This is a genomic window from Novosphingobium sp., from assembly GCF_039595395.1.
Classification (GTDB): domain Bacteria; phylum Pseudomonadota; class Alphaproteobacteria; order Sphingomonadales; family Sphingomonadaceae; genus Novosphingobium.
The window spans coordinates 1294418-1313046 of the sequence record NZ_JBCNLP010000001.1 but is presented as its reverse complement, the minus strand read 5'-3'; the positions used below and the strand labels follow the sequence as shown (position 1 = coordinate 1313046).

19 protein-coding genes, 2 tRNA genes and 1 pseudogene are annotated in these 18629 nt (G+C 65.1%); 7 read left to right on the top strand and 15 right to left on the bottom strand.

All coding sequences use genetic code 11. The features are described 5' to 3' along the window. Positions 1-223: 223 nt before the first annotated feature. Entirely contained in the window at positions 224-1612 is a 1389-nt protein-coding gene (gene der / locus ABDW49_RS06300) for a ribosome biogenesis GTPase Der (RefSeq protein WP_343610523.1), read from the bottom strand. Positions 1613-2204: 592 nt separating this feature from the next. On the opposite strand from der, the pseudogene ABDW49_RS06295 reads away from it, so the two are divergent. Further along, positions 2205-2618, top strand: a pseudogene (locus ABDW49_RS06295) (CHAP domain-containing protein); the annotation flags it as partial. 398 nt (positions 2619-3016) lie between these two features. Here ABDW49_RS06295 and ABDW49_RS06290 read toward each other — a convergent pair. Continuing rightward, a complete protein-coding gene (locus tag ABDW49_RS06290; RefSeq protein WP_343610522.1) occupies positions 3017-3325 on the bottom strand; it encodes a DUF3297 family protein in 309 nt (102 codons plus the stop codon). Between the two features lie 79 nt (positions 3326-3404). Between ABDW49_RS06290 and ABDW49_RS06285 the strand changes: the two genes are divergently transcribed. The 3 genes from ABDW49_RS06285 (at position 3405) to ABDW49_RS06275 (ending at position 4308) form a co-directional block, all read left to right on the top strand. Further along, positions 3405-3479, top strand: a tRNA-Val gene (locus tag ABDW49_RS06285). Between the two features lie 56 nt (positions 3480-3535). Continuing rightward, positions 3536-3610: transfer RNA gene (locus ABDW49_RS06280), tRNA-Val, on the top strand. Between the two features lie 245 nt (positions 3611-3855). Next, positions 3856-4308, top strand: a complete 453-nt coding sequence (locus tag ABDW49_RS06275; RefSeq protein ID WP_343610521.1) for a MucR family transcriptional regulator — start codon at positions 3856-3858, stop codon at positions 4306-4308. Positions 4309-4399: 91 nt separating this feature from the next. Here ABDW49_RS06275 and ABDW49_RS06270 read toward each other — a convergent pair whose 3' ends face one another. The 10 genes from ABDW49_RS06270 to ABDW49_RS06225 all read right to left on the bottom strand — a co-directional run bounded on the left by ABDW49_RS06270 (position 4400) and on the right by ABDW49_RS06225 (position 13049). Continuing rightward, on the bottom strand, positions 4400-5479 hold the full coding sequence (locus ABDW49_RS06270) for a lysylphosphatidylglycerol synthase transmembrane domain-containing protein (protein WP_343610518.1): 1080 nt from the start codon (positions 5477-5479) through the stop codon (positions 4400-4402). A gap of 45 nt (positions 5480-5524) precedes the next feature. Next, complete coding sequence (locus tag ABDW49_RS06265) at positions 5525-6004, bottom strand: hypothetical protein (protein WP_343610516.1); 480 nt, start codon at positions 6002-6004, stop codon at positions 5525-5527. A gap of 38 nt (positions 6005-6042) precedes the next feature. Beyond that, entirely contained in the window at positions 6043-7413 is a 1371-nt protein-coding gene (locus tag ABDW49_RS06260; RefSeq protein ID WP_343610514.1) for an FAD/NAD(P)-binding protein, read from the bottom strand. A 114-nt stretch (positions 7414-7527) separates the two neighbouring features. Beyond that, a complete protein-coding gene (locus ABDW49_RS06255; protein ID WP_343610512.1) occupies positions 7528-9435 on the bottom strand; it encodes an EAL domain-containing protein in 1908 nt (635 codons plus the stop codon). Positions 9436-9616: 181 nt separating this feature from the next. Then, the gene (locus tag ABDW49_RS06250) at positions 9617-10012 is read right to left on the bottom strand and encodes an MAPEG family protein (RefSeq protein WP_343610511.1); all 396 of its coding nucleotides are present in this window, start codon (positions 10010-10012) and stop codon (positions 9617-9619) included. Positions 10013-10058: 46 nt separating this feature from the next. After that, positions 10059-11309 (bottom strand): metallophosphoesterase, encoded by a 1251-nt coding sequence (locus ABDW49_RS06245; protein ID WP_343610509.1) that lies wholly within the window; start codon positions 11307-11309, stop codon positions 10059-10061. 251 nt (positions 11310-11560) lie between these two features. Beyond that, entirely contained in the window at positions 11561-11980 is a 420-nt protein-coding gene (locus tag ABDW49_RS06240) for a hypothetical protein (RefSeq protein ID WP_343610507.1), read from the bottom strand. 41 nt (positions 11981-12021) lie between these two features. Then, the gene (locus ABDW49_RS06235; RefSeq protein ID WP_343610505.1) at positions 12022-12321 is read right to left on the bottom strand and encodes a hypothetical protein; all 300 of its coding nucleotides are present in this window, start codon (positions 12319-12321) and stop codon (positions 12022-12024) included. A 250-nt stretch (positions 12322-12571) separates the two neighbouring features. Further along, complete coding sequence (locus tag ABDW49_RS06230) at positions 12572-12748, bottom strand: hypothetical protein (protein ID WP_343610503.1); 177 nt, start codon at positions 12746-12748, stop codon at positions 12572-12574. A 106-nt stretch (positions 12749-12854) separates the two neighbouring features. Beyond that, a complete protein-coding gene (locus tag ABDW49_RS06225) occupies positions 12855-13049 on the bottom strand; it encodes a hypothetical protein (protein ID WP_343610502.1) in 195 nt (64 codons plus the stop codon). Between the two features lie 369 nt (positions 13050-13418). Here ABDW49_RS06225 and ABDW49_RS06220 point away from each other — a divergent pair, with 369 nt between their 5' ends. Together ABDW49_RS06220 and ABDW49_RS06215 are read left to right on the top strand one after the other, a co-directional pair. Continuing rightward, the gene (locus tag ABDW49_RS06220) at positions 13419-14285 is read left to right on the top strand and encodes a hypothetical protein (RefSeq protein WP_343610501.1); all 867 of its coding nucleotides are present in this window, start codon (positions 13419-13421) and stop codon (positions 14283-14285) included. Next, positions 14282-14620 carry a hypothetical protein gene (locus ABDW49_RS06215; RefSeq protein WP_343610500.1) on the top strand — a complete coding sequence of 113 codons (339 nt, stop codon included), beginning with the start codon at positions 14282-14284 and terminating at the stop codon, positions 14618-14620. Before ABDW49_RS06220 ends, ABDW49_RS06215 begins: the two co-directional genes overlap by 4 nt. 265 nt (positions 14621-14885) lie before the next feature. On the opposite strand, the gene ABDW49_RS06210 is transcribed toward ABDW49_RS06215, so the two are convergent. Further along, positions 14886-16076 carry a mechanosensitive ion channel domain-containing protein gene (locus ABDW49_RS06210; protein WP_343610498.1) on the bottom strand — a complete coding sequence of 397 codons (1191 nt, stop codon included), beginning with the start codon at positions 16074-16076 and terminating at the stop codon, positions 14886-14888. 279 nt (positions 16077-16355) lie between these two features. On the opposite strand from ABDW49_RS06210, the gene ABDW49_RS06205 reads away from it, so the two are divergent. Further along, positions 16356-16676, top strand: coding sequence for a hypothetical protein (locus ABDW49_RS06205; RefSeq protein ID WP_343610496.1), 321 nt, complete (start codon positions 16356-16358; stop codon positions 16674-16676). Positions 16677-16706: 30 nt separating this feature from the next. Here the strand turns inward: ABDW49_RS06205 and ABDW49_RS06200 are convergent, their stop codons facing one another. Both ABDW49_RS06200 and ABDW49_RS06195 read right to left on the bottom strand, forming a co-directional pair. After that, positions 16707-17672, bottom strand: coding sequence for a magnesium and cobalt transport protein CorA (locus ABDW49_RS06200; RefSeq protein WP_343610494.1), 966 nt, complete (start codon positions 17670-17672; stop codon positions 16707-16709). 182 nt (positions 17673-17854) lie between these two features. Next, entirely contained in the window at positions 17855-18472 is a 618-nt protein-coding gene (locus ABDW49_RS06195) for a superoxide dismutase (RefSeq protein ID WP_343610493.1), read from the bottom strand. Positions 18473-18629: the final 157 nt, after the last annotated feature.

Here is an 18629-nt window from a genome sequence, read left to right as displayed (position 1 = left end):
CTCCCATTACTGTCTGCGTGGCGCATCGGGTTCGGCCTCAGGGCAACGTCGCGGCGCCGCAGGCAAAAACGCCGACACAGCCCATCGTTCAAAGACTGACCTGCCTGCGGCGCTTTACGTCGCGCAGGTGGAGAGCCCGGGCGCAACAATGCGGCGCCACTGCCCTATCGTCGGAAGACGTCCTGGGAGCGCGAGGGGGTAACCCCCTCGCTTTTTCCTTAACTTACTTCTTATCCGCAAACGGATTCTTGGGCATCCGCAAGGTCATCCGCACCGGCACGGCATCAAAGCCCAGCTCGCGGCGGATGCCGTTGATCAGGTAACGCTGATAGCTCATCGGCAGATCGTCGAGACGCGTGCCGAACAGGATGAAGCCCGGCGGGCGGGTCTTGGCCTGCGTGATGTAGCGCAGCTTGATGCGCTTGCCGCCCGGCGCCGGGGGCGGATTGGCGGCCAGCGCCTTGTCGAACCAGCGGTTGAGCAGTGCGGTCGGCACGCGCTTCGACCAGGCCGCGCGCAGCTCGAAGGCGGCGGTCAGCAGCGTGTCCAGCCCCTTGCCGGTGCGCGCCGACACGGTGATCAGCGGCAGGCCCTTCACCTGCGCCAGACCATCGTCGAGCGCCCCGCGAATGCCGTTGAACAGGGCCGAGGCATCCTCCGCGATGTCCCACTTGTTGATGGCGATCATCAGCGCGCGGCCTTCCTCCAGCACCATGGAGGCGATCTTGAGATCCTGATGCTCCAGCCCGCGCGTGGCGTCGAGCAGCAGCACGACGACCTCGGCGAAATCGATAGCCCGGCGCGCGTCGGCGACCGAGAGGCGTTCCAGCTTCTCGACCACATTGGCCTTCTTGCGCATGCCCGCGGTGTCGATCAGGCGGACGGGGCGGGTTTCGCCATTGGCCGGATCGGTCCATTCCCAGTCGATGGAGATCGAGTCGCGGGTGATCCCGGCCTCAGGCCCGGTCAGCAGGCGGTCGTCCTTAAGGATCGAGTTGATCAGCGTGGACTTGCCCGCATTGGGGCGCCCCACGATCGCCAGCTTCAGAGGCGCGCGGTTGAGCGCTTCCTCATCCTCGGGGTCGATCTCGTCCTCTTCCTCATATTCCTCGCCCTCGCGCTCGATATGCGGCAGCAGGGCGGTGAAGAGGTCGGCCATGCCCTCGCCATGCTCGGCGCTGATCGCCAGCGGCTCGCCCATGCCCAGCGCGAAGGCTTCATAGAAACCGCCGTCGCCGCTGCGGCCTTCCGCCTTGTTGGCCACCAGGATCACCGGCACGGTCTGCTCGCGCAGCCAGCGGGCAATTTCCTCGTCCAGCGGGGTCAGGCCCGCGCGCGCGTCGATGCAGAACAGCGCCACATCGGCGCCCACCAGCGCCGCCTCGGTCTGGGCGCGCATGCGGCCCGGCAGGGTGTGGGCGTCTTCGTCTTCCCAACCGGCGGTGTCCACGATGGTGAACTCCAGACCCAGTAGATTTGCTTCCCCAAAGCGGCGGTCGCGCGTCACCCCCGGCTGATCGTCGACCAGCGCCAGCTTCTTGCCGACGAGTCGGTTGAACAGCGTGGACTTGCCGACATTGGGTCGGCCGATGATGATAACTTGAGGCAGCATGATGTTGATGATCCAGAAGGCAAACATTTGCCGGGTCAGCACATTTTTGCCGGGCAGGCGCCACCGGTCCGGGCGCCCCCTGCATGTGGTGCTGCACACGGGAAGCGACGCCCCTTGCCTTTACCCCGCCCGAAAAGCAAGAAAAACCGCGATTCCGCGCCCCGGCGCCGGGTTACGGCTGCCAAATCGCTTCCCCGCGGCCATGACGGCCATCGCCAAAATCGTTCAGTCTGGTTGAGGGCTTGGTAACCATACAAGGCGACCACCCCCTAAGAGTCGGCAAGTTATTGCCGCATTCATGACGGGACAGATTCTCCATCTTGCACGCAGGGTCGCCTTGCCCTGCGCGGCATCGGTTTTGCTCGCCGCGACGCTCGGCGTGGAGCCGCTGCAGGCACGCTCCACGCTGCAATTCGTGGATGTGACCAGCGGCGGCCGCAACGCCTATCGCGTGACGGGCGTGACCACGGTGAGCAATTATCGCATCGGCGTGGCCGGTCCGGTCGACTTGCTGCCGCTCTCCACCGGGCCGGCGCGGCGCAAGGCTTCCACGCGCGCCACCTCCCACTATGCCGCGGTCAAAACGCCGCGCATGGTCGGCGCGGGCGTGGATGAGGTCCTGCCCGGCTATCTGCAATGCGTGCCCTATGCCCGCCAGGCCTCGGGCATTCAGCTTTACGGCGACGCGCGCACGTGGTGGGGCCAGGCCGCCGGGCGCTATGGCCGGGGCAACACCCCGCGCGTGGGCGCCGTGATGGCCTTCCGCCCCTATGGCAAGATGGTGCTGGGCCATGTCGCCATGGTCAGCCGCGTGGTCGATTCGCGCCGCGTGCTGCTGCGCCATGCCAACTGGTCGCCCATCAACGGACGGCGCGGTCAGGTCGAGCAGGACGTGATGGCCGTCGATGTCTCCCCGGCCGGGGACTGGAGCGCGGTGCGCGTGTGGTTCGATCCCATCCAGAAGCTGGGCAGCACGCATTGGCCGGTGTCGGGCTTTATCTATCCGCGTGGCGCCGTGGCCCCCGTGCACGGATTGGTCGCCAGCCGCTGGACCACCGATCCGATCGGGGCGATTATCGCGGCGTTTTCAAGGCGGTAAAGGTGTTGGACGTGAGGAAGATGCGAGGGGGGAGTCTTTGTTGGTCGCATTCCTCAAGAGGAATGCTCCGGGCCCTCGCGCTCCCATAACGTCTTCCGACGATAGGTAAGTGGCACCGAAATGGTGCGCCCAAACTCTCCACCAGCAGAAGAAAAGGCGCCGCAGGCAGGAATGCTTTGGCGCCTTTTCTCGTGTGAAGGCCTGCGGCGCGGCAATCTGGGCGCAGAGCCGAACCCGATGCGCAAGGCAGACATTAAAGGGAGCGCGAGGGGATAATCCCCTCGCACCTTACTTTTTCTTGATCCTCAGGCCTTCGCCACCGGAGCGTTCTCGCCCAGATCCTCGAACCATGCCTCGACGGGCCCGCTCAGCTTGATGGTCAGCGGATTGCCCTTGCGGTCCATGGACTTGCCGGCCTGCACGCGCACCCAGCCTTCGGAGATCGAGTATTCCTCGACATTGTTGCGCACCACGCCCTTGAAGCGGATGCCGATGCCGCGCTGGAGCAGGTCTGCATTGAAATGCGGGCTGGCGGGGTTGATCGCCAGGCGGTCGGGCGGCGTGTCGGCACCGGAGGCGGCGGCGGGCGAGCTGGTTTCTGGCGTATCAGTCATGGCATTGCTCAATAATTTTCGCGGGCCACTTGTCAACGGCGCGCGGTGCGTCTAGTGGCGCCTCTCCGCAAGTGACAGCGGGCGCGTAGCTCAGCGGTAGAGCACACCCTTCACACGGGTGGGGTCACAGGTTCAATCCCTGTCGCGCCCACCATCCTTTCAAGAGGATGGCCAAAGTCACTTGAACCCGCCCGATTTATGTCGGGGCGCGGGCGCGTAGCTCAGCGGTAGAGCACACCCTTCACACGGGTGGGGTCACAGGTTCAATCCCTGTCGCGCCCACCATGAACATCCTGCTTCATGGTGCCGGTTCCCTCGGGCATGCCCGATGTCCACTTTTGCCTATTGTCCATGACCATCTTGCCCTTTGGCTGGCAATCGCGCGATTTTGCGCCGGATTGACGCGATGCGAGCGCATCCCGGACCATGGTCGTACAATTCGCGACAAGTATTGGATGCATTTCCTCTCGAACAGACCGCGCTTTCTGTTTACACAGCTTTACACCAAGCCCCCCGAGGAGAAACATGCCATGATCAATGAAACGCTCCTTACGCTCGCCGCGGATATCGTTTCAGCTCATGTCGGCCACAACACCGTTGCCGGTGAGGATCTGCCGCGCCTGATCCAGTCGGTGTATGGTTCGCTGGAGCGCCTTGGCGAAGAGGTCGCCGAAGAACACAAGCCTGCCCCCGCCGTCTCGATTCGCGCCTCGCTGAAGGCCGATACGCTGACCTGCCTCGATTGCGGCACGCGGATGAAGATGCTCAAGCGCCATCTGGCGACCGACCATCAGCTTTCGCCCGCCGAGTATCGCACCCGCTGGAACCTGCCTGCCGATTATCCGATGGTCGCGCCCGATTATGCCGCGCGCCGCAAGGAGCTGGCGGTGAAGATCGGTCTGGGCCGCAAGCCTATCAAGTCCGCTGCCGAGCCCAAGCCTGCACGCGTGCCCCGCAAGAAGGCCGTCGCGGCCGAGGCCTGATCCGGCTTTTGTTACCGCATCGCTTTTTCGCGAAAAATCGGCCCCCACTTTTTCGCGCGATGCTCTGATGGATGAGGCCTGTCGCCGGGCCTCATCCTTCTGACGAATCGGCGTTTTCGCGATTCGGCCTGATCGCACCGCGCATCAGCACAAGACCGGGCAGCAGCGGCAGCCACAAGGTCAGCACCCGCAGCAGCATGGTGGCGGCAAAACCGCCCTCGAAAGGCACGCCCAGCAGGCGCAGCATGGCGGTGCAGGTCGCCTCGAAACTGCCAAGCCCCAGCGGCACCGGCCCCAGCGTGATGACGATCGAGGCCATCATGAAGGCGATATAGGCCGCGCCAAACCCGCCCCCCTGCCCCAGCGCGCGCAGGCAGGCCAGCAGCGTGGCCGCGTCAGCCAGAAAGATCAGCGCGTTCCAGACCGTGACCTGAGCGATCAGCGCGCGGTTGCGCAGCAGCTCGCCCGGCGCCTCGCCCACCGCTTCGAGCAGGCCGCGCACAAAGCTCAGCCGCGCGATCCAGCGCGGCATGGGGCCCTGCCCGCGCCGCCGCAGCCACAGCGCCACGCCGGGAATGGCCATGGCCACCAGCAGGAACATGCTGACCAGCCCGGCGATCCAGGGCGCGGCATGGCCCAGCAGCCACAGCATGGCCAGCATCGCCACGGCAAAAACCATATAGGCCGCATAGAAACCGATCATCGAGAGGATCAGCGCCGCCACCGCCGCGCCGCGCGGCACGCCGGTCATCATCAACTGGTCCACCAGCACCACATTGCCGCCCAGCCCGGCGCTGGGCAGGGCCTGATCGGCAAACAGCTTGGTAAAGGCGATGCGGATCAGGCGCGGCATGGGCTGGGGGTGCCCGGCATGACGCAGCACCGCCTGCCAGCCAAGCGCCAGGCTGAGATAAGTCGAGAGCTGAAGCACCACCGCCAGCACCAGCCAGCCGGGCCGCGCCTTGCCCGCCAGCAGCACCAGCCGGGCGATCTCATGGCGATGCAGCACCGAAACCACCAGCGCGGCCACCAGCATCAGCGCGAAGAACCAGTTGCGCCAACGAGCCGAGGCGCGAGCGGAGCCCGGTTTCCCGCCATATCCAGGCAAGCGGGCTGTGGCGTCATCGCCCGGCGCGTGTGTCTCAGACCCTTGGGCGGCGGCGCGTTCCATGGCGATGAAATGCGGGCGCCCTCATTGCGGTTCCGCCAACCCTTTTTAAGGCGCCGCCTTCCAGCAAGGCGCCAGCGCCTCCAGCGAGCGATCGACCCATGCGGCCAGCGACGAACCGGCGCTCGAGCTGATCGTCATCTCCCCCACCGGGTCGGATGAGGGCACGTTCAGCCGGTAGGTCGCGCCATCCAGCACGATCATCGTCTGCTCCCCCGGCACGCCATGGGGCGCGGGTCGGGGCATGGTGATGCCGACCATGGCCTCCATCACCGGGCGGATCGCGGGGCATGTTGCGCTGTCCGCCCATCGCACCTGCGTCTTGTAAGCGCGGCCATGGTCGGTGGGCACCTGCCGGGTGAAGCGCAAGTGATAGGCAAAGGCCCCGCCCCGAGCCCCCTCGCCGGTGCCGATATCCACCGTCTCATGCACCCGATTGAGCGACCTCACCCGGCTGAACTGAGCCCATTGCCGCGGCAAGGGATCCAGAACAGGCGCTTGCGCGGCTATCAGCAGCAAAGGCAGCATCACACCTCCCTATTACGCCCGGCCCCGCGAGGCAGGCGTTACAGTCCCTCGCCGCCCACCCAATGACTCTGGGTCATCATGCGGGCAGTGGTCCAGACCTGACGGCGGATATCGGGCACCGCCACGCTTTCCCAGAAGGCACCTCGCGTCAGGGGCCCCACCGCCAGCAGCCGGTCATCCGCCGCGCCATCGGCGTCGAGCAGCCGCCCGGCATGATCGACATCCAGCCCCAGCCGGTGCCGGTCCGAACGGATCAGCCCGCGCGCCGCCAGCCGGTCCAGCAAGGGATCGCCGCAAAGCGCGATGTCGCTTTCAGGGCCGGTGCAGAGCAGGATGCGGTCCACCGCCATCGCCCGCGGCTCATCCTGCCCGCGCGGGCGCCAGACAAGTTGCGCCTGATCGCCCTGATGCTCCACCGACAGGATGCGTCCAGCTACCACACTCAACCGCCCCTCGCCCCGCATCTGCGCCACCCGCTCCGCCACAGGCGGAGCCAGACGATGGCGATGCACATCCCACCATGGCCGCAGATGGCGCAGCAGCCGCGCCTGTTGCTCGCGATCATGCAGCCGCCACAGCGCCTGTGTGTGGGGCCGCAGCTCATCGACGGCCTCGCGCCAGTCCACCTGCCGGGCCCGTTCCCGCAAGCGGTGCAGCAAGGCCGCGCCGCGTTCCGCCGGGCGCTCCACGGGTTTCACCGCAGGCCCCTCCAGCGCATGCGCGCGCGGCAGCAGCCCCCGGCGCGACAGAGCGGTGATCCGCCCGGCAAAGCCCGCGCGATCCAGGCTGATCGCCATATCCACCGCAGTCAGCCCGGCCCCCACCAGCAACACATGCGCGTCTGGGCCCAGCCCTTCCAAAGCATCGGGCGCCCATGGGTCGGCCTGCAGCAGAGGCGCGGGCAGATCGGCCAGCACGCGCAGCATGGCGGGCGGGAAATTGCCCGAGGCCATCACCAGCGCCCGCGCCTCCAGCAACTCGCCATCGGCCATATGCAGGGTGATGCCATCCGCGCTGCGCTCGGCATCGCGCGCCTCGCCCTGACGGATGGTCAGCAGCTCGGGCGAAGCCGAGAGCGCCGCCATGAGTTGTTCATGCAGATAATGGCCATAGGTCGGGCGGGGCACGAAACGGCTGGCCTTCTCGCCGCGCTCGGGCCCGCTGTCGCAGCCCAGCCAGCGCAGGAAGTGATCGGGGTCTTCGGGAAAGGCGCTCATATTGGACGCGCGCACATTGAGCAAATGGCCCACCTGCCGCGTGCCATAGGCCACGCCTTTGGCGAAATGGCCGCCATCGCGCTCCACCAGCACCACGCGCGCGCCCTGCCTCACCAGATTGATGGCCAGCAAGGTGCCCGAAAAGCCGGCACCGACGACGACGACGGGCTTGTCCTGCGCCGCCTCGCTCACAGATCCAGACCCCGGATGCGGAAAAGCACGAAACTGTTCATGGCCCGTGTCTTAGAGCCGGGGGCGGCCTCTGGTAAAGCCCGAAGGGTCCGATCCGGCGCGCCGTTCGTCGCTTCAGAACGAGACCGCCCGCTGCGGCGTTTCCTCCACCGCCTGAAGCGGCAGGCTGGCGCGGCGGCGCGGCGGCTCGGGGTCGTGATGGCGCGCGCAGCGCAGCACACCGTTCTCATCCTCTTCCTCGGCATGGTCGCGCAGCATGGCGGCAATCGCCTCGCGGTCGATGGCGCGCGAATAGGCGAAACCCTGCCCGAACTTGCAGCCCATGGTCCAGAGCTGCCGGGCCTGAGCCCCGGTCTCGATCCCTTCCGCGATCACCTCCATGCCCAGCCGCCGCACGATGTCGATCAGCCCGTCGACGATCACCAGACTGGGATCGCCGGGGCGCAGCCGGGCGACAAAGGCCTGATCGATCTTGATGATGTCCACCGGCACCTGAAGCAGATGCGTCAGCGAGGCATAGCCGGTGCCGAAATCGTCGAGCGCCACCTTCACCCCGGCCTTGCGCAGGGCGGCAATCTCACGCGGGACGACCTGATCGCGACGCCCCAGATAGACGTCCTCGGTCACCTCCAGCACCAGATGGTCGAGCGGCGCGCCCGCACGCTCGAAAGCCTCGGTCAGCTTGGTCGCCAGACTGCCGGTGTAGAAATCGGCGGTGGTGACATTGATCCCCACATGCTGGAACGGCAGGCCCAGAGCGCGCCACCAGACCATATCGCGCGCCACGCTGTCGACCATCTGGCGGGTCAGTTCGGCGGCGACGCGGGCGTCGGCGGTGGCATCCTGAAAGGCATGGGCCGACACGATCCCGCCGTCGGGGGTGCGCATGCGGCACAGGGCTTCCAGCCCGATGATCTCCCCGGTGTCGAGCCGGACGACGGGCTGGTAATGCGCCTCGATCCGGTCTTCGGCCAAAGCCTCCGCCACGTCGCGGATGGCGTCGCGACGATGCGCGATGCGCGTGCCGATGCCCGGCCAATAGCGCACGAAACCGCCCCGCCCGGTCTCCTTGGCGTGGTAGAGCGCGAAATCGGCCGCCTCATTCACCGCGATGGCGCTGGCCTGCGCATGGCTGAGCACCGCCGCGCCGATGGTGGCCTGCGGCACCAACGAATGGCCGTGGCAGATGGCGGGCGAATCGAGCAGGCGGAAGATGTTCTGCGCCGTGTCGTCGAGATCGGCCAGAAAGCTGGCGGACTGGATGATGACGGCAAATTCGTCGCCCCCCAGCCGGAAGGCGAGGTCGGGCGCCATGGCCTGCGACAGGCGGCGGGCCGCGGCGCGGATCAGATCGTCGCCCGCCAGATGGCCGAAGGTGTCGTTCACCACTTTCAGATTGTCGAGATCGAGCACGAAGAGTGCCCATGAGCCCGGCTCATCGCAGGCGATGTTGGCGAGAGCAGCGTTGAAGGCCAGCCGGTTGGGCAGGCCGGTCAGCGCATCGATGGTGGCGCGCCTCTCGCGGTCGATGATGCGTTCCTGACGGCGTAGCGCGGTGCCGCACAGATCGACGCAAGCCAATGCCAGTTCGCGCTCTTCCTGCGAGGGGCCGCGCGCCTGCGGGGCATAGACCGCCAGCACCGCCATCACCCGTCCGGTCGCATCGATCACGGGGAAGGACCAGCAGGCCTGCAGGTCCAGCCCGTCGAGCAGATGGATGAAGCGGGCAAAGCGCGGATCATGCACGATGTCGTCGATCACCACAGGTTCGCGGCGATAGGCCGCCGTGCCGCAGGAGCCGACCTCGGGCCCGATCATCAGCCCCTCGATGGCCGCGCTGTAGCTGGCAGGCAGGCTGGGCCCGGCCAGCGGATGCATCAGCCCGGCGCGATCCACCGTAAGGATCGAGCTGGCCACGCCCGGCAGCGTCTCTTCCAGATTGACGCAGATCTGCCGGGCTGTCTGTTCCAGCGGCTCGCCATCGGCGATCATCCCAAGAATTTTGTTCTGAATAAGCAGCAAGGCCAGCTTCCTGAAGGGGGTACAAGAAGGGATCGGGCCAAGCTATAAGCCAAACGTAAATGCCACCGCACCACGCATGATGAGTGGAGAGCTAAATCGTAATAAGTATTATAGCGGAATCATTGTGGGACAGTGGCTGGATTCTGCGTTTTTCACAGAAAAACGCGCGCGATTTTGATGACTATCCCAGCATCAGCGCCGCGATCACCAACAACAATCCGGCCAGAGACACCATCCAGACCAGCGTGCGCGCCACCGGCACACCGCCCGCGTAAAGCGGCAGATAGACCGCCCGCCCGGCAACATAGAGCACGCTGCCCATCTGCGTCTTCCACCCCAGATGGCCGCTGGCCGCCGCCCCCAGCACCGCGCCGATAAACAGCGGCAAGGTCTCGTAAAGATTGGCCTGCGCCCTTTGCAGCCGCTCCGCCACCGGGCCGGGCGACGGCATGGGCTTGTCGCGCGCACTCAGGTTCCAGGCCAGCCCATAGCGGCTGCTGCGCAACTGCGCCGCCCAGAGAATGTTGACCAGCGCCAGCAGCAAAGCCGCGCCCAGCATCAGGAATTCGAGCCGCATGGACAGTCTCCCTTGTCGCGCCCCCTCCCGCTCAGGGCGGATATCGTCAGAGCGGCGGGCCTATGCCCTCCACATCGGCGACGGGTGCCTCTGTCATAACGATCTTGCCGTCCTTCAGGGTCCAGCCCTCATGCGCGACCAGCGTGCCTTCGACATCGCGGTAATCGATGCGCAGATCGGGCCCGTCGAAACCCAGCATCGCATAGCCATTGGGCCACAGCACCACCTGAGCGCCGGTATCGAGGATGCGGTGATCCTCCAGCAGGATGGGATAGGCCGGATCGCGCGTCTCGCCCGGCGGTTCGCAGGGCATGCCGCCATGGCCGATGCAGCGCCCGTGGATCTCCAGCCCGGCGCGCTCGACGGGGGCATAGACGCTCATCCAATGCTCATGCCCCCAGAACCACAGCACCGGCCCGCCCAGCACCGCGCCGATCTGCTCCATCAGCCGGGGAAAGCCCGCCTCATAGAAGGAGAAAGGCTGGTGATGGGTGAGGATGATGGTGCCGCGTGGCTCCTTGGGATCACCCGGACGCGGGGTGGTGACCAGATCTTTCAGCCAGTTCACCGCCGCATCGGGCAGATGGCAATCGGGCCGGAACAGCAGTTCCCAGAAGGGCCAGGTGATCGAGTGATAGCCGCTGTCGAGCCCGATGATGCGCCAATGCTGGTTCTGCAACGCGAAAAAGCTGGCCTGCTGGTCGAGCGCGGGCAGGATGCGGCGAAAATAGCCCTTTCCGCGCGCATACATCTCGTGATTGCCGTTCAGCGCGAAGGAACGCTGCGTGCCGCGCGGGAAGGCCACCGCCTGCCATGGACTGCCCGGCACCTCCTCGCCCAGAAAGTTTTCGCGGGCCTCATCCTCGTCGCCTACGAAATAGACGTCGCCCATATGGATGGTGTGCTGCGCCTTATGCTCGCGGATGCGGGTGGCGACCTGCGCGGCGGCCAGCGTGCCGCTCGCCCAGTCGCCATAAAGCGCCACATTGCCCATGTCGGCCATGGTGTGGATGCCGCTCTGCCCGGTGCCCTCATAGCTGGGCAGCTTGTCGCGCGGACCGAAGCGGTGGGCCAGATAGGTCAGGATCCAGGCCAGCTTGTTGGTCTTTTCCAGACTGGTGACAGGGATGTTGGGCGCCAGTTCGGCCAGCAGGCTGGGCTGGATATCCCCTTTGCTGGCCCCTTTTGTGAGGATCAGCGCTTCGCGACGCTTGGCGAAGGCGTGGGCAAGCGACTCCCTCGCCATATGCACATCGGCGCGCGTCTTGTAAGGCTTGCCGTCCGGTCCCAGAGCCATGGCCCATTCTCTCCCCTGTCGGCAGGATGATGCCGTTTTACGCGGCAAAGACAAGAGGATGGCGAGAGAGATGGCGGGATAAAACGTAAGGCCTGCGCCCTGTCGTCGATCCCGGCTCGGCAGAAGGGTTAAGGGGAAAGAGGAAATGCGAGGGCCATCGCCCTCGCGCTCCCTTTATTGTCTTCGTTGTGTCCGGCTCTCCGCGTGGCGTTCGGGTTCGCGGGTTTGCAAGCAAGCTGCCTGCGGCGCGTTTACTGGTTGGGGGTCAGGAAGAACACGTTGCATTCGCTCAGCCTGACCTTGCGGGGAGAGGTCGAGACCAGTTTCCCGTAAGGTGCGGCGTCCACCGTCACATCCACCACCTTGATGCGCCCCGCCTTCAACGCCTCGAACTTGTCGAACAGGCGCTTTTTCGCGGCGATCGCAGCCTTGGCGCCGGGTTCGTCGGAATCGCTCCACGGCATGCGCGCAATGATCTGGGTCCGGCACATCGGCGCCTGAACGGGAACGGAGGCAGGCTTAAGCAGGATCTCGAATTGCCCACCATCGGAGAAGTCCTGCATGTTGCTGCGCCCATGCAGAACCAGATCCGCCTGCCTGACATGCAGATCGACAAGGATCTTTCCAGCGGCAAAGACAGGCTGAGCGCCGACAAGACCCATGGTCGACATTGCGACCATAGCCCAAAGCGCAACTTTTCCCCGCCCGCTGCTCATTTGACGTACTTCTGCCAGTTGGCGACGAACTGCTCGGGCTTTCCGCCACCATGCGGCGTGTTGTAGTAATGCTTCCAATATTTGGCCAAGGCTTCGACATTGCCCGCCGGCGGCAGCGGCGCGGGCACGCGCATATAGCGGATGCGCGCCATGGCGGCGGCATAGTAATCATTCGTCACCAGCGTCTCGGCCGTGGCGCTCTCGCCGGGCTTCAGGGTGGCCTTCACCTTCTCCCCCAAAGCGTGCTTGTATTTCAGATAGTTGGTCCAGATGTCATTGTGCGTTGCAATTTCCATCTGGAAATAACCACGGGCAGGGCCATGACCGAGCTGCCTGTTCCACCGGAAACCGCCGCTTTCCTGCACCGCCGTGCCCAGCAGAAGATCCGAGGCGGCCTCGCTGTAGAGGCCTATTGAATGCAGGGCGACATCAATAACATTCCTGCGAAATACGCTTGCCGTATACATAAGATGCCTTCCAAGCTGAACATCCCCCCGAATGTATTGCGCCTCCCGATTGGGTGGAGATCTATACCGTTCCAAAGAACTAATCCAGCCTTGTCATCCGCATAGGTCGAGATTTTGCCGAGATCATCAGCTCCAGCACCATATGCCAGCCCATGGTCATCACATTGCCCTGCCCGCCATGATGGCACGACAGGCCCGGTTTCGAGAAAGCGCCGTAACTGATGGACGAGAAATCATGCCGCGCCGGATGGACCATGGCGCATCTCCTGTTCGGCCGGTTTCAGGCGGAACGGATGCGGCGGCGGACGGGTTCTGTGGGGAAGGCAGGCTGACGGATCAGGTCCCTCACCTGATCCGGGCGCTTAATGCACCGTGGTGGCGACCGCCGCCTCATGCGGCATGGCCGCGTAATTGGTCAGGGCGTGAAGCAGGCGGCGATAACGGCGCGCCAATTCGAGGTGAGCCTCGCGCTTTTCCGGCTTCTTGGTGCCCGCCGCGATCAGATAGCAGCGATCAATGCGTCGCGTGAGGAAATCACGACTCCAGAACCAGCTCATGCCCATCTCCACATAGTTCTACTTTTTGGGTAGACTATGAAGATGCGCCTTAACATCCATTCAGAAAAGTCCACATGCGCCAGAGAGTCCATTTCATGCGCCAAAGTGAGGCTGCAATCGACTGTTGTTGCGCACGCATGCTAAGTCATCCACCCCATGGCGCCTCGCGATCCTTTCGAGACGCCCGCCAGAACGACTCACCGCATGGATGCATGCACAGGTCGCGGATCCGCCCCGCCCGATGAAACAACTAGGGGGTTTCGCGCATTCCCTTTCAGGTTGCACGCAAACAGGAGTCGCATCGTGGTCATGTCAGGGCGGGTACCAAACCCCGCGAAGAGGGCGATCGCCCGATCGCTTGCCACCGCCGTGACTGTCGTTGCCATGACCATGCTGTCGCTGCCCCCCGCCCTTGCCGCCCCCGCCTGCTCCATCCCCGCCTCCGCGCAGGACACCTCCTTCGATTACATGGGCACGCGCATCGACCAGCACACCGGCCTGCCCGGCAGCCAGAGCGCCTACTCCTATGTCACGGCGGTCAAGATCGTCGATGCCGACGGCGCCCCCAACGCCTATCACCCCAAGGATATGGCGGATGAATGCCCGGACAGCGGCCTCGGGCTCGATTGCCTCGATGCGGCGGGCTATCCGCATGGCTCATGGTGGCAGAATGTGCTGGCCGCCGACCCGCGCGCGCCCGACCGCCCGGCAATCCAGCGCAAGGGCCCATTCAAGGGCTATTTCGTCTCGATGACCTCGCTGCAGAATGTCGAATGGGGCGGCCCGGCCAATCCGGCCAGCTATGTCGATGCCTCGGCCACGCCCTATATCGTGCTGCCCGCCCCGATCTACCGCACGCACGGCATGGGGGGCATGGGTGACATCGGCTATGCCATCAACCTCGACAATGGCCGGGCCACGCCCTTCGTCATTGCCGACGAGGGCCCGGTCGAGCCGCTGGGCGAAGCCTCGATGGCCTTCTGGGCGGCGCTGGGCGAAGGAGCCCCCAATGCCCGCAATGGCGAGGGCCTGCCGCCCGGCCGCATCGCCTATATGGTCTTCCCCCATAGTCGCGAAACCACCGACATCGGCTGGCCCATCGCGCCTGACCGCCTGAAGGCCGAAGCGCTGCGCCTGCTGTCGGCAGCGGGCGGCGAGGATGCCCTGCGCGGCTGCGCAGCGCAGATGGCGGCCCCCACCATGGCCCAGATCGATGCCGGGAAGATCGCCGGATGAGCGGCGCGATGATGCTGCTGGCGCTGCTGGCCTCTCCGCCTGATCCGATGACCGAGCGCGATGAAAGCGACTGGACGCCGCACAGCGCCGCCGCCCTGCTCGATGCCAGCTTCGGCAGCGCGGCGGAGTGCCAGCAGCAGCTCGATCAGGCACGGGCGCGGGTCAGCCATGCGCCGCCGGTCCACGGGCTCAGCTATGCCCGGCTGTTCGCGCAGGGCCGCTGCGAGGCGGAGCATCCGCAGGGCGACATCTGGCGGATCCGTATGCACTGGACCAAGGTTCGGCGCGGGGTCCATGACGGCGGCGTTGAAGGGGCTGGAAAGAAGAAGGTTTGAAGGGGAAGATGCGAGGGCCATCGCCCTCGCGCTCCCTTTAATTGTCAGCCTGGGCGCTTCGGGTTCGGCCATGGAGCAACGTCGCGGCGCCGCAGGCATATACTCCATGCGCGGCGCCATCGGGTTGAAAGCCTGCGGCGCCTGACGTGACACAGGTGGAGAGCCGAGGCGCACCATTTCGGCGTAACCGGTCTCTCGTCGGGAGACGTCATGGGAGCGCGAGGGGGTAACCCCCTCGCATTTTCTCTTTTCCCCTTAACTCCCCTCAATCCGCCAGCACATGCTGACGCAGCGGGATACGCGCCTCGGGCTTGCTCTTGTCCACCACCAGATTGATCTGGGTGGGGTAGGCAAAGCTGATCTCATGCTCGCGCAGGCGGCGCAGCACGGCGGCGGCCACCTTGTCGCGCGCGTCGGCGGGGAAATCGCGCTCGGTCGAGGCGAATTCCACATCATAGCTCAGCCCCGTGGCCGAAAAGCCATTGAGGCCGCCATGCTTCAGCACAAAGCCTTCGCTTTCCACCGCCTCGCGGAAAATGGCGGGCAGTTGGGGGATGAGGTCGGGCGAGGTCGCGTGATCGAGCACGAACTCGAACTTGAAGGTGTTGAGCGTGCGCCGCGTGGTGTTCAGGATCTCGAAGTTGAGCAAATTCTTGTTGGCGATCACCCGCTGCTCGCCGCTGCCCGCGCGGATGCGGGTGGATTTAAGTCCGATCGACTCGACCGTGCCCGAGCCCGAACCCTTGTCATAGGAGATCGAATCACCGATGCCGAAAGGCCGGTCGATCAGGATCGCCAGCGCGGCGAACAGATCGGCAAAGATGCCCTGCGCGGCCAGACCGATGGCGATACCGCCCACGCCCAGACCCGCCACCAGACCCGTCACATTGATCCCCAGATTGCCCAGCACCACCACCGAAGCGACGGCAAACAGCACAATGGAAATCAGCAGCCGGATCACGCTGAGCGCGCTGACCAGCGCCTGCCCGTCGGCGGGATCGCCCGGAGCGCGGCTCTGGGTGCGATGTTCGATGATGCCGAAGACGATCTCGCGCAGCCATACCGCGCCCTGAAACACTGCCGCGATGGTAAACAGGCCCAGCACCAGCGCGTTGAGGAAAGGCGGCGGCGTGGCATAGCCCACCACCAGCCGGGCCGCCGTGGTCAGGATAAAGAACTGCCCGGTCTTGCTGATCGCCTGCCCGAGGATGCCAAACCAGTTGGCCGAGCCATGGCCCCGCCGGCACAGCACCACACCCCAGCCGCGCAGCAGGTTGAGCAGCAGATAGACCGCCACCGCCATGCCTGCGGCAATCACGATCTGGAGCCAGTGCGCCTGCCCCCAGTCCAGCGCCTGATCGGACATGGCGGCAAATTGCTGGCGAAGATCAATCGCCGGTCTGGCACCCGGAGAGGCGGCGGCGGCGGCGGTGGGTTGCCAGAGGGAGAAAGGCATAGGCGCTCCAGAATCCATCCTGCGATGACGGGCGCGGCGGGCACGGCAGGGCCGGCCTCGACCGCCCCGTCATCCTGAGATGGAATGGAACAGGGCGCCGGAGCGAAGGTTCCATGTTCCCGCCCCAGCCGGGGCCGGTGTGAGATGGATGGCCGTGCCGCCCCCGTCCCATCTCGCTTCACCGCGTTTGATGGACCTATCGCCCTGGCCGGGGCTTAGGTCAGCGTGCCCGCGTGTCGCGTGGGACCAGCGTCAACTCAGCGTTGAAAGGATGAGGTTATGACAGTTCATCGCAGTCTCGCCGCCACGGCCCTAGGGTGTGGGGTCGCGCTTGGGGTCACTATGGGCCTTTCGCTGGCCGCCGTGCCCGCCTCGGCGCAGGTCAGCAATGAAACCAAGGTCAGCCACGACACCAGCATGCATGACGGCGTGGCCACCCGCACCACCAAGGTCGAGCATGTCCGCAAGGTGAAGACCCATCGTCCCAAGAAGATCCTGGGCGTGAAGGTGGGCCACAAGACCATCACGCACAAGCGCATCGAAACCCGTTCGGTCAGTTCGAACGGCGACCATAGCGCCTCGACCGAGATCAAGCACTAAAGGATGACGGGGCGGGCCTCCCCCGCCCCCTCACAACCAGCCGGTGCGTTTGAAGCGCAGCCAGAGCCCGCCGCAGAGCATGGCCATCGCGCTCAGCACCACGAAATAGCCGTTATGGGTTTTCAGCTCCGGCATGTTCTCGAAATTCATGCCATAGATGCCCGCGATCGCCGTGGGCACCGCCAGAATCGCCGCCCATGAGGCAAGCTGGCGGGTGATCACCCCCTGCCGCTGCGATTCGAGCAGATTGCTCACCTCCAGCACCGATCCCAGAATGTCGCGCAGCGCCTCGGTGCGGGTTTCGACGCGGCGCACATGGTCCAGCACATCGCGGAAATAGGGGCGCACCTCGGGGTCGAGGCAGGGCAGATCCTGATGCTCCAGCTTGCTGGCGACCTCCGACATCGGCCCCAGCATGCGCAGAAAGCGCATCAGCGTGCGGCGCAAGGTGAAAATGCGGGTGATCTCCGCCCGGCTGAGGAAGGCGTCGAGCGCGCGGGCCTCCATCGCCTCCACCTCATCCTCGATGGCCTCGATCACCGGGAAGAAGCCGTCGACGATAAAGTCCAGAATGGCGTGAAGCACATAGTCGGTGCCATGCATCAGCAGCGAGGGCGCGGCCTCCAACTGGGCACGCAAACTCGTGTGAGCGCGGGCCGAGCCGTGGCGGACGGTGATGATATGGTTGCGCCCGGTGAAGATCGCGGTCTCGCCATAGCAGATCTCGTCACCCGAGAGATGGGCGGTGCGGGCCACGGTGAAAAGCTGGTCGCCATAGACATCGACCTTGGGCATCTGATGGGCCTTGAGCGCATCCTCCACCGCCAGCGGGTGCAGACCGTAATGCTGCTGGAGCAGGCGCAGTTCGTCCTCGGTGGGTTCAAGCAGGCCGATCCAGACGAAGTCGTCCGGCGCTGTCAGCACCGGCGGGCAATCGAGTGTGGCGATCTTCTGAGGCTTGCCCTGATGGTAGAGTGAAGCGGAAACGACGCTCATGACAACTCCGTGACAGCGTCTGTGCCGACTAAACCCTTTTGGCGGGCGCGCAAAACACCCAGGCGCCGACAGCCGCGTTTTCAGGGCCTTTGATCGTAAAGCGGGGCCCTGAACGCAAAACCGCCCCGGACCGGAAAGGTCCGAGGCGGCTCTGATGATCAGATTGATCTAAAGCTGAAAAATCAGCCCTGATCGGCGCGCGAGGCGCCCTGACCGTCGAGGTTGGCCTCGACGAAATCCCAGTCGATGTGGTCGAGCAGCGCGTCGAGATAGTTCGGGCGCGCATTGCGATAATCGATGTAGTAGGCGTGCTCCCAGACGTCGAGCGTGAAGAGCGGAGCAACGCCCTCGTAAGCGACGGGGGTGTCGGCGTCGTGGTAGGAGGTCACCTTCAGCTTGCCGCCTTCCAGCACCAGCCAGCCCCAGCCGCTGGCGAAGTGGCCGGCGCTCTCGGCCTTGATGGCGGCCTTGAAAGCGTCCAGACCGCCCAGATCGGCGTCGATCCTGGCGAGCAGGGCAGCCGAGGGCTGCTTCTTTTCGGGGCTCAGGCCCAGCCAGTAGAAGCTGTGATTCCAGATCTGGGCGCTGGCGTTGAACAGCTTCTTGTTGCCGGCGGCCTTGGCGGCGGCGATCACCGTCAGCAGGCTGGCATTCTCAAGGTCGGTGCCCTTGGTCTGGTCATTGGCCTGGGTGATGTAGGCCTGATGATGCTTGCCATAGTGATAGTCGAAGGTCTCGGCCGAGAGAACGTCGCCAAAGGCATCCTTGCCGTAGGGCAGTTCGGGAAGAGCGAAAGCCATGTGCAAACTCCACTGCTGTCAGGGGGTGGTTGATGGGTGGGTGGAAGAGGCCCGGTGGGTAACGGACCTCACGCTTGATGGTCAGGGATAGGCCAGCCGAAGCCGCGCCGCTCCAAAGATTTTGTTGGTCATGCCAAAGACGTAAGGAGCGGGCAAG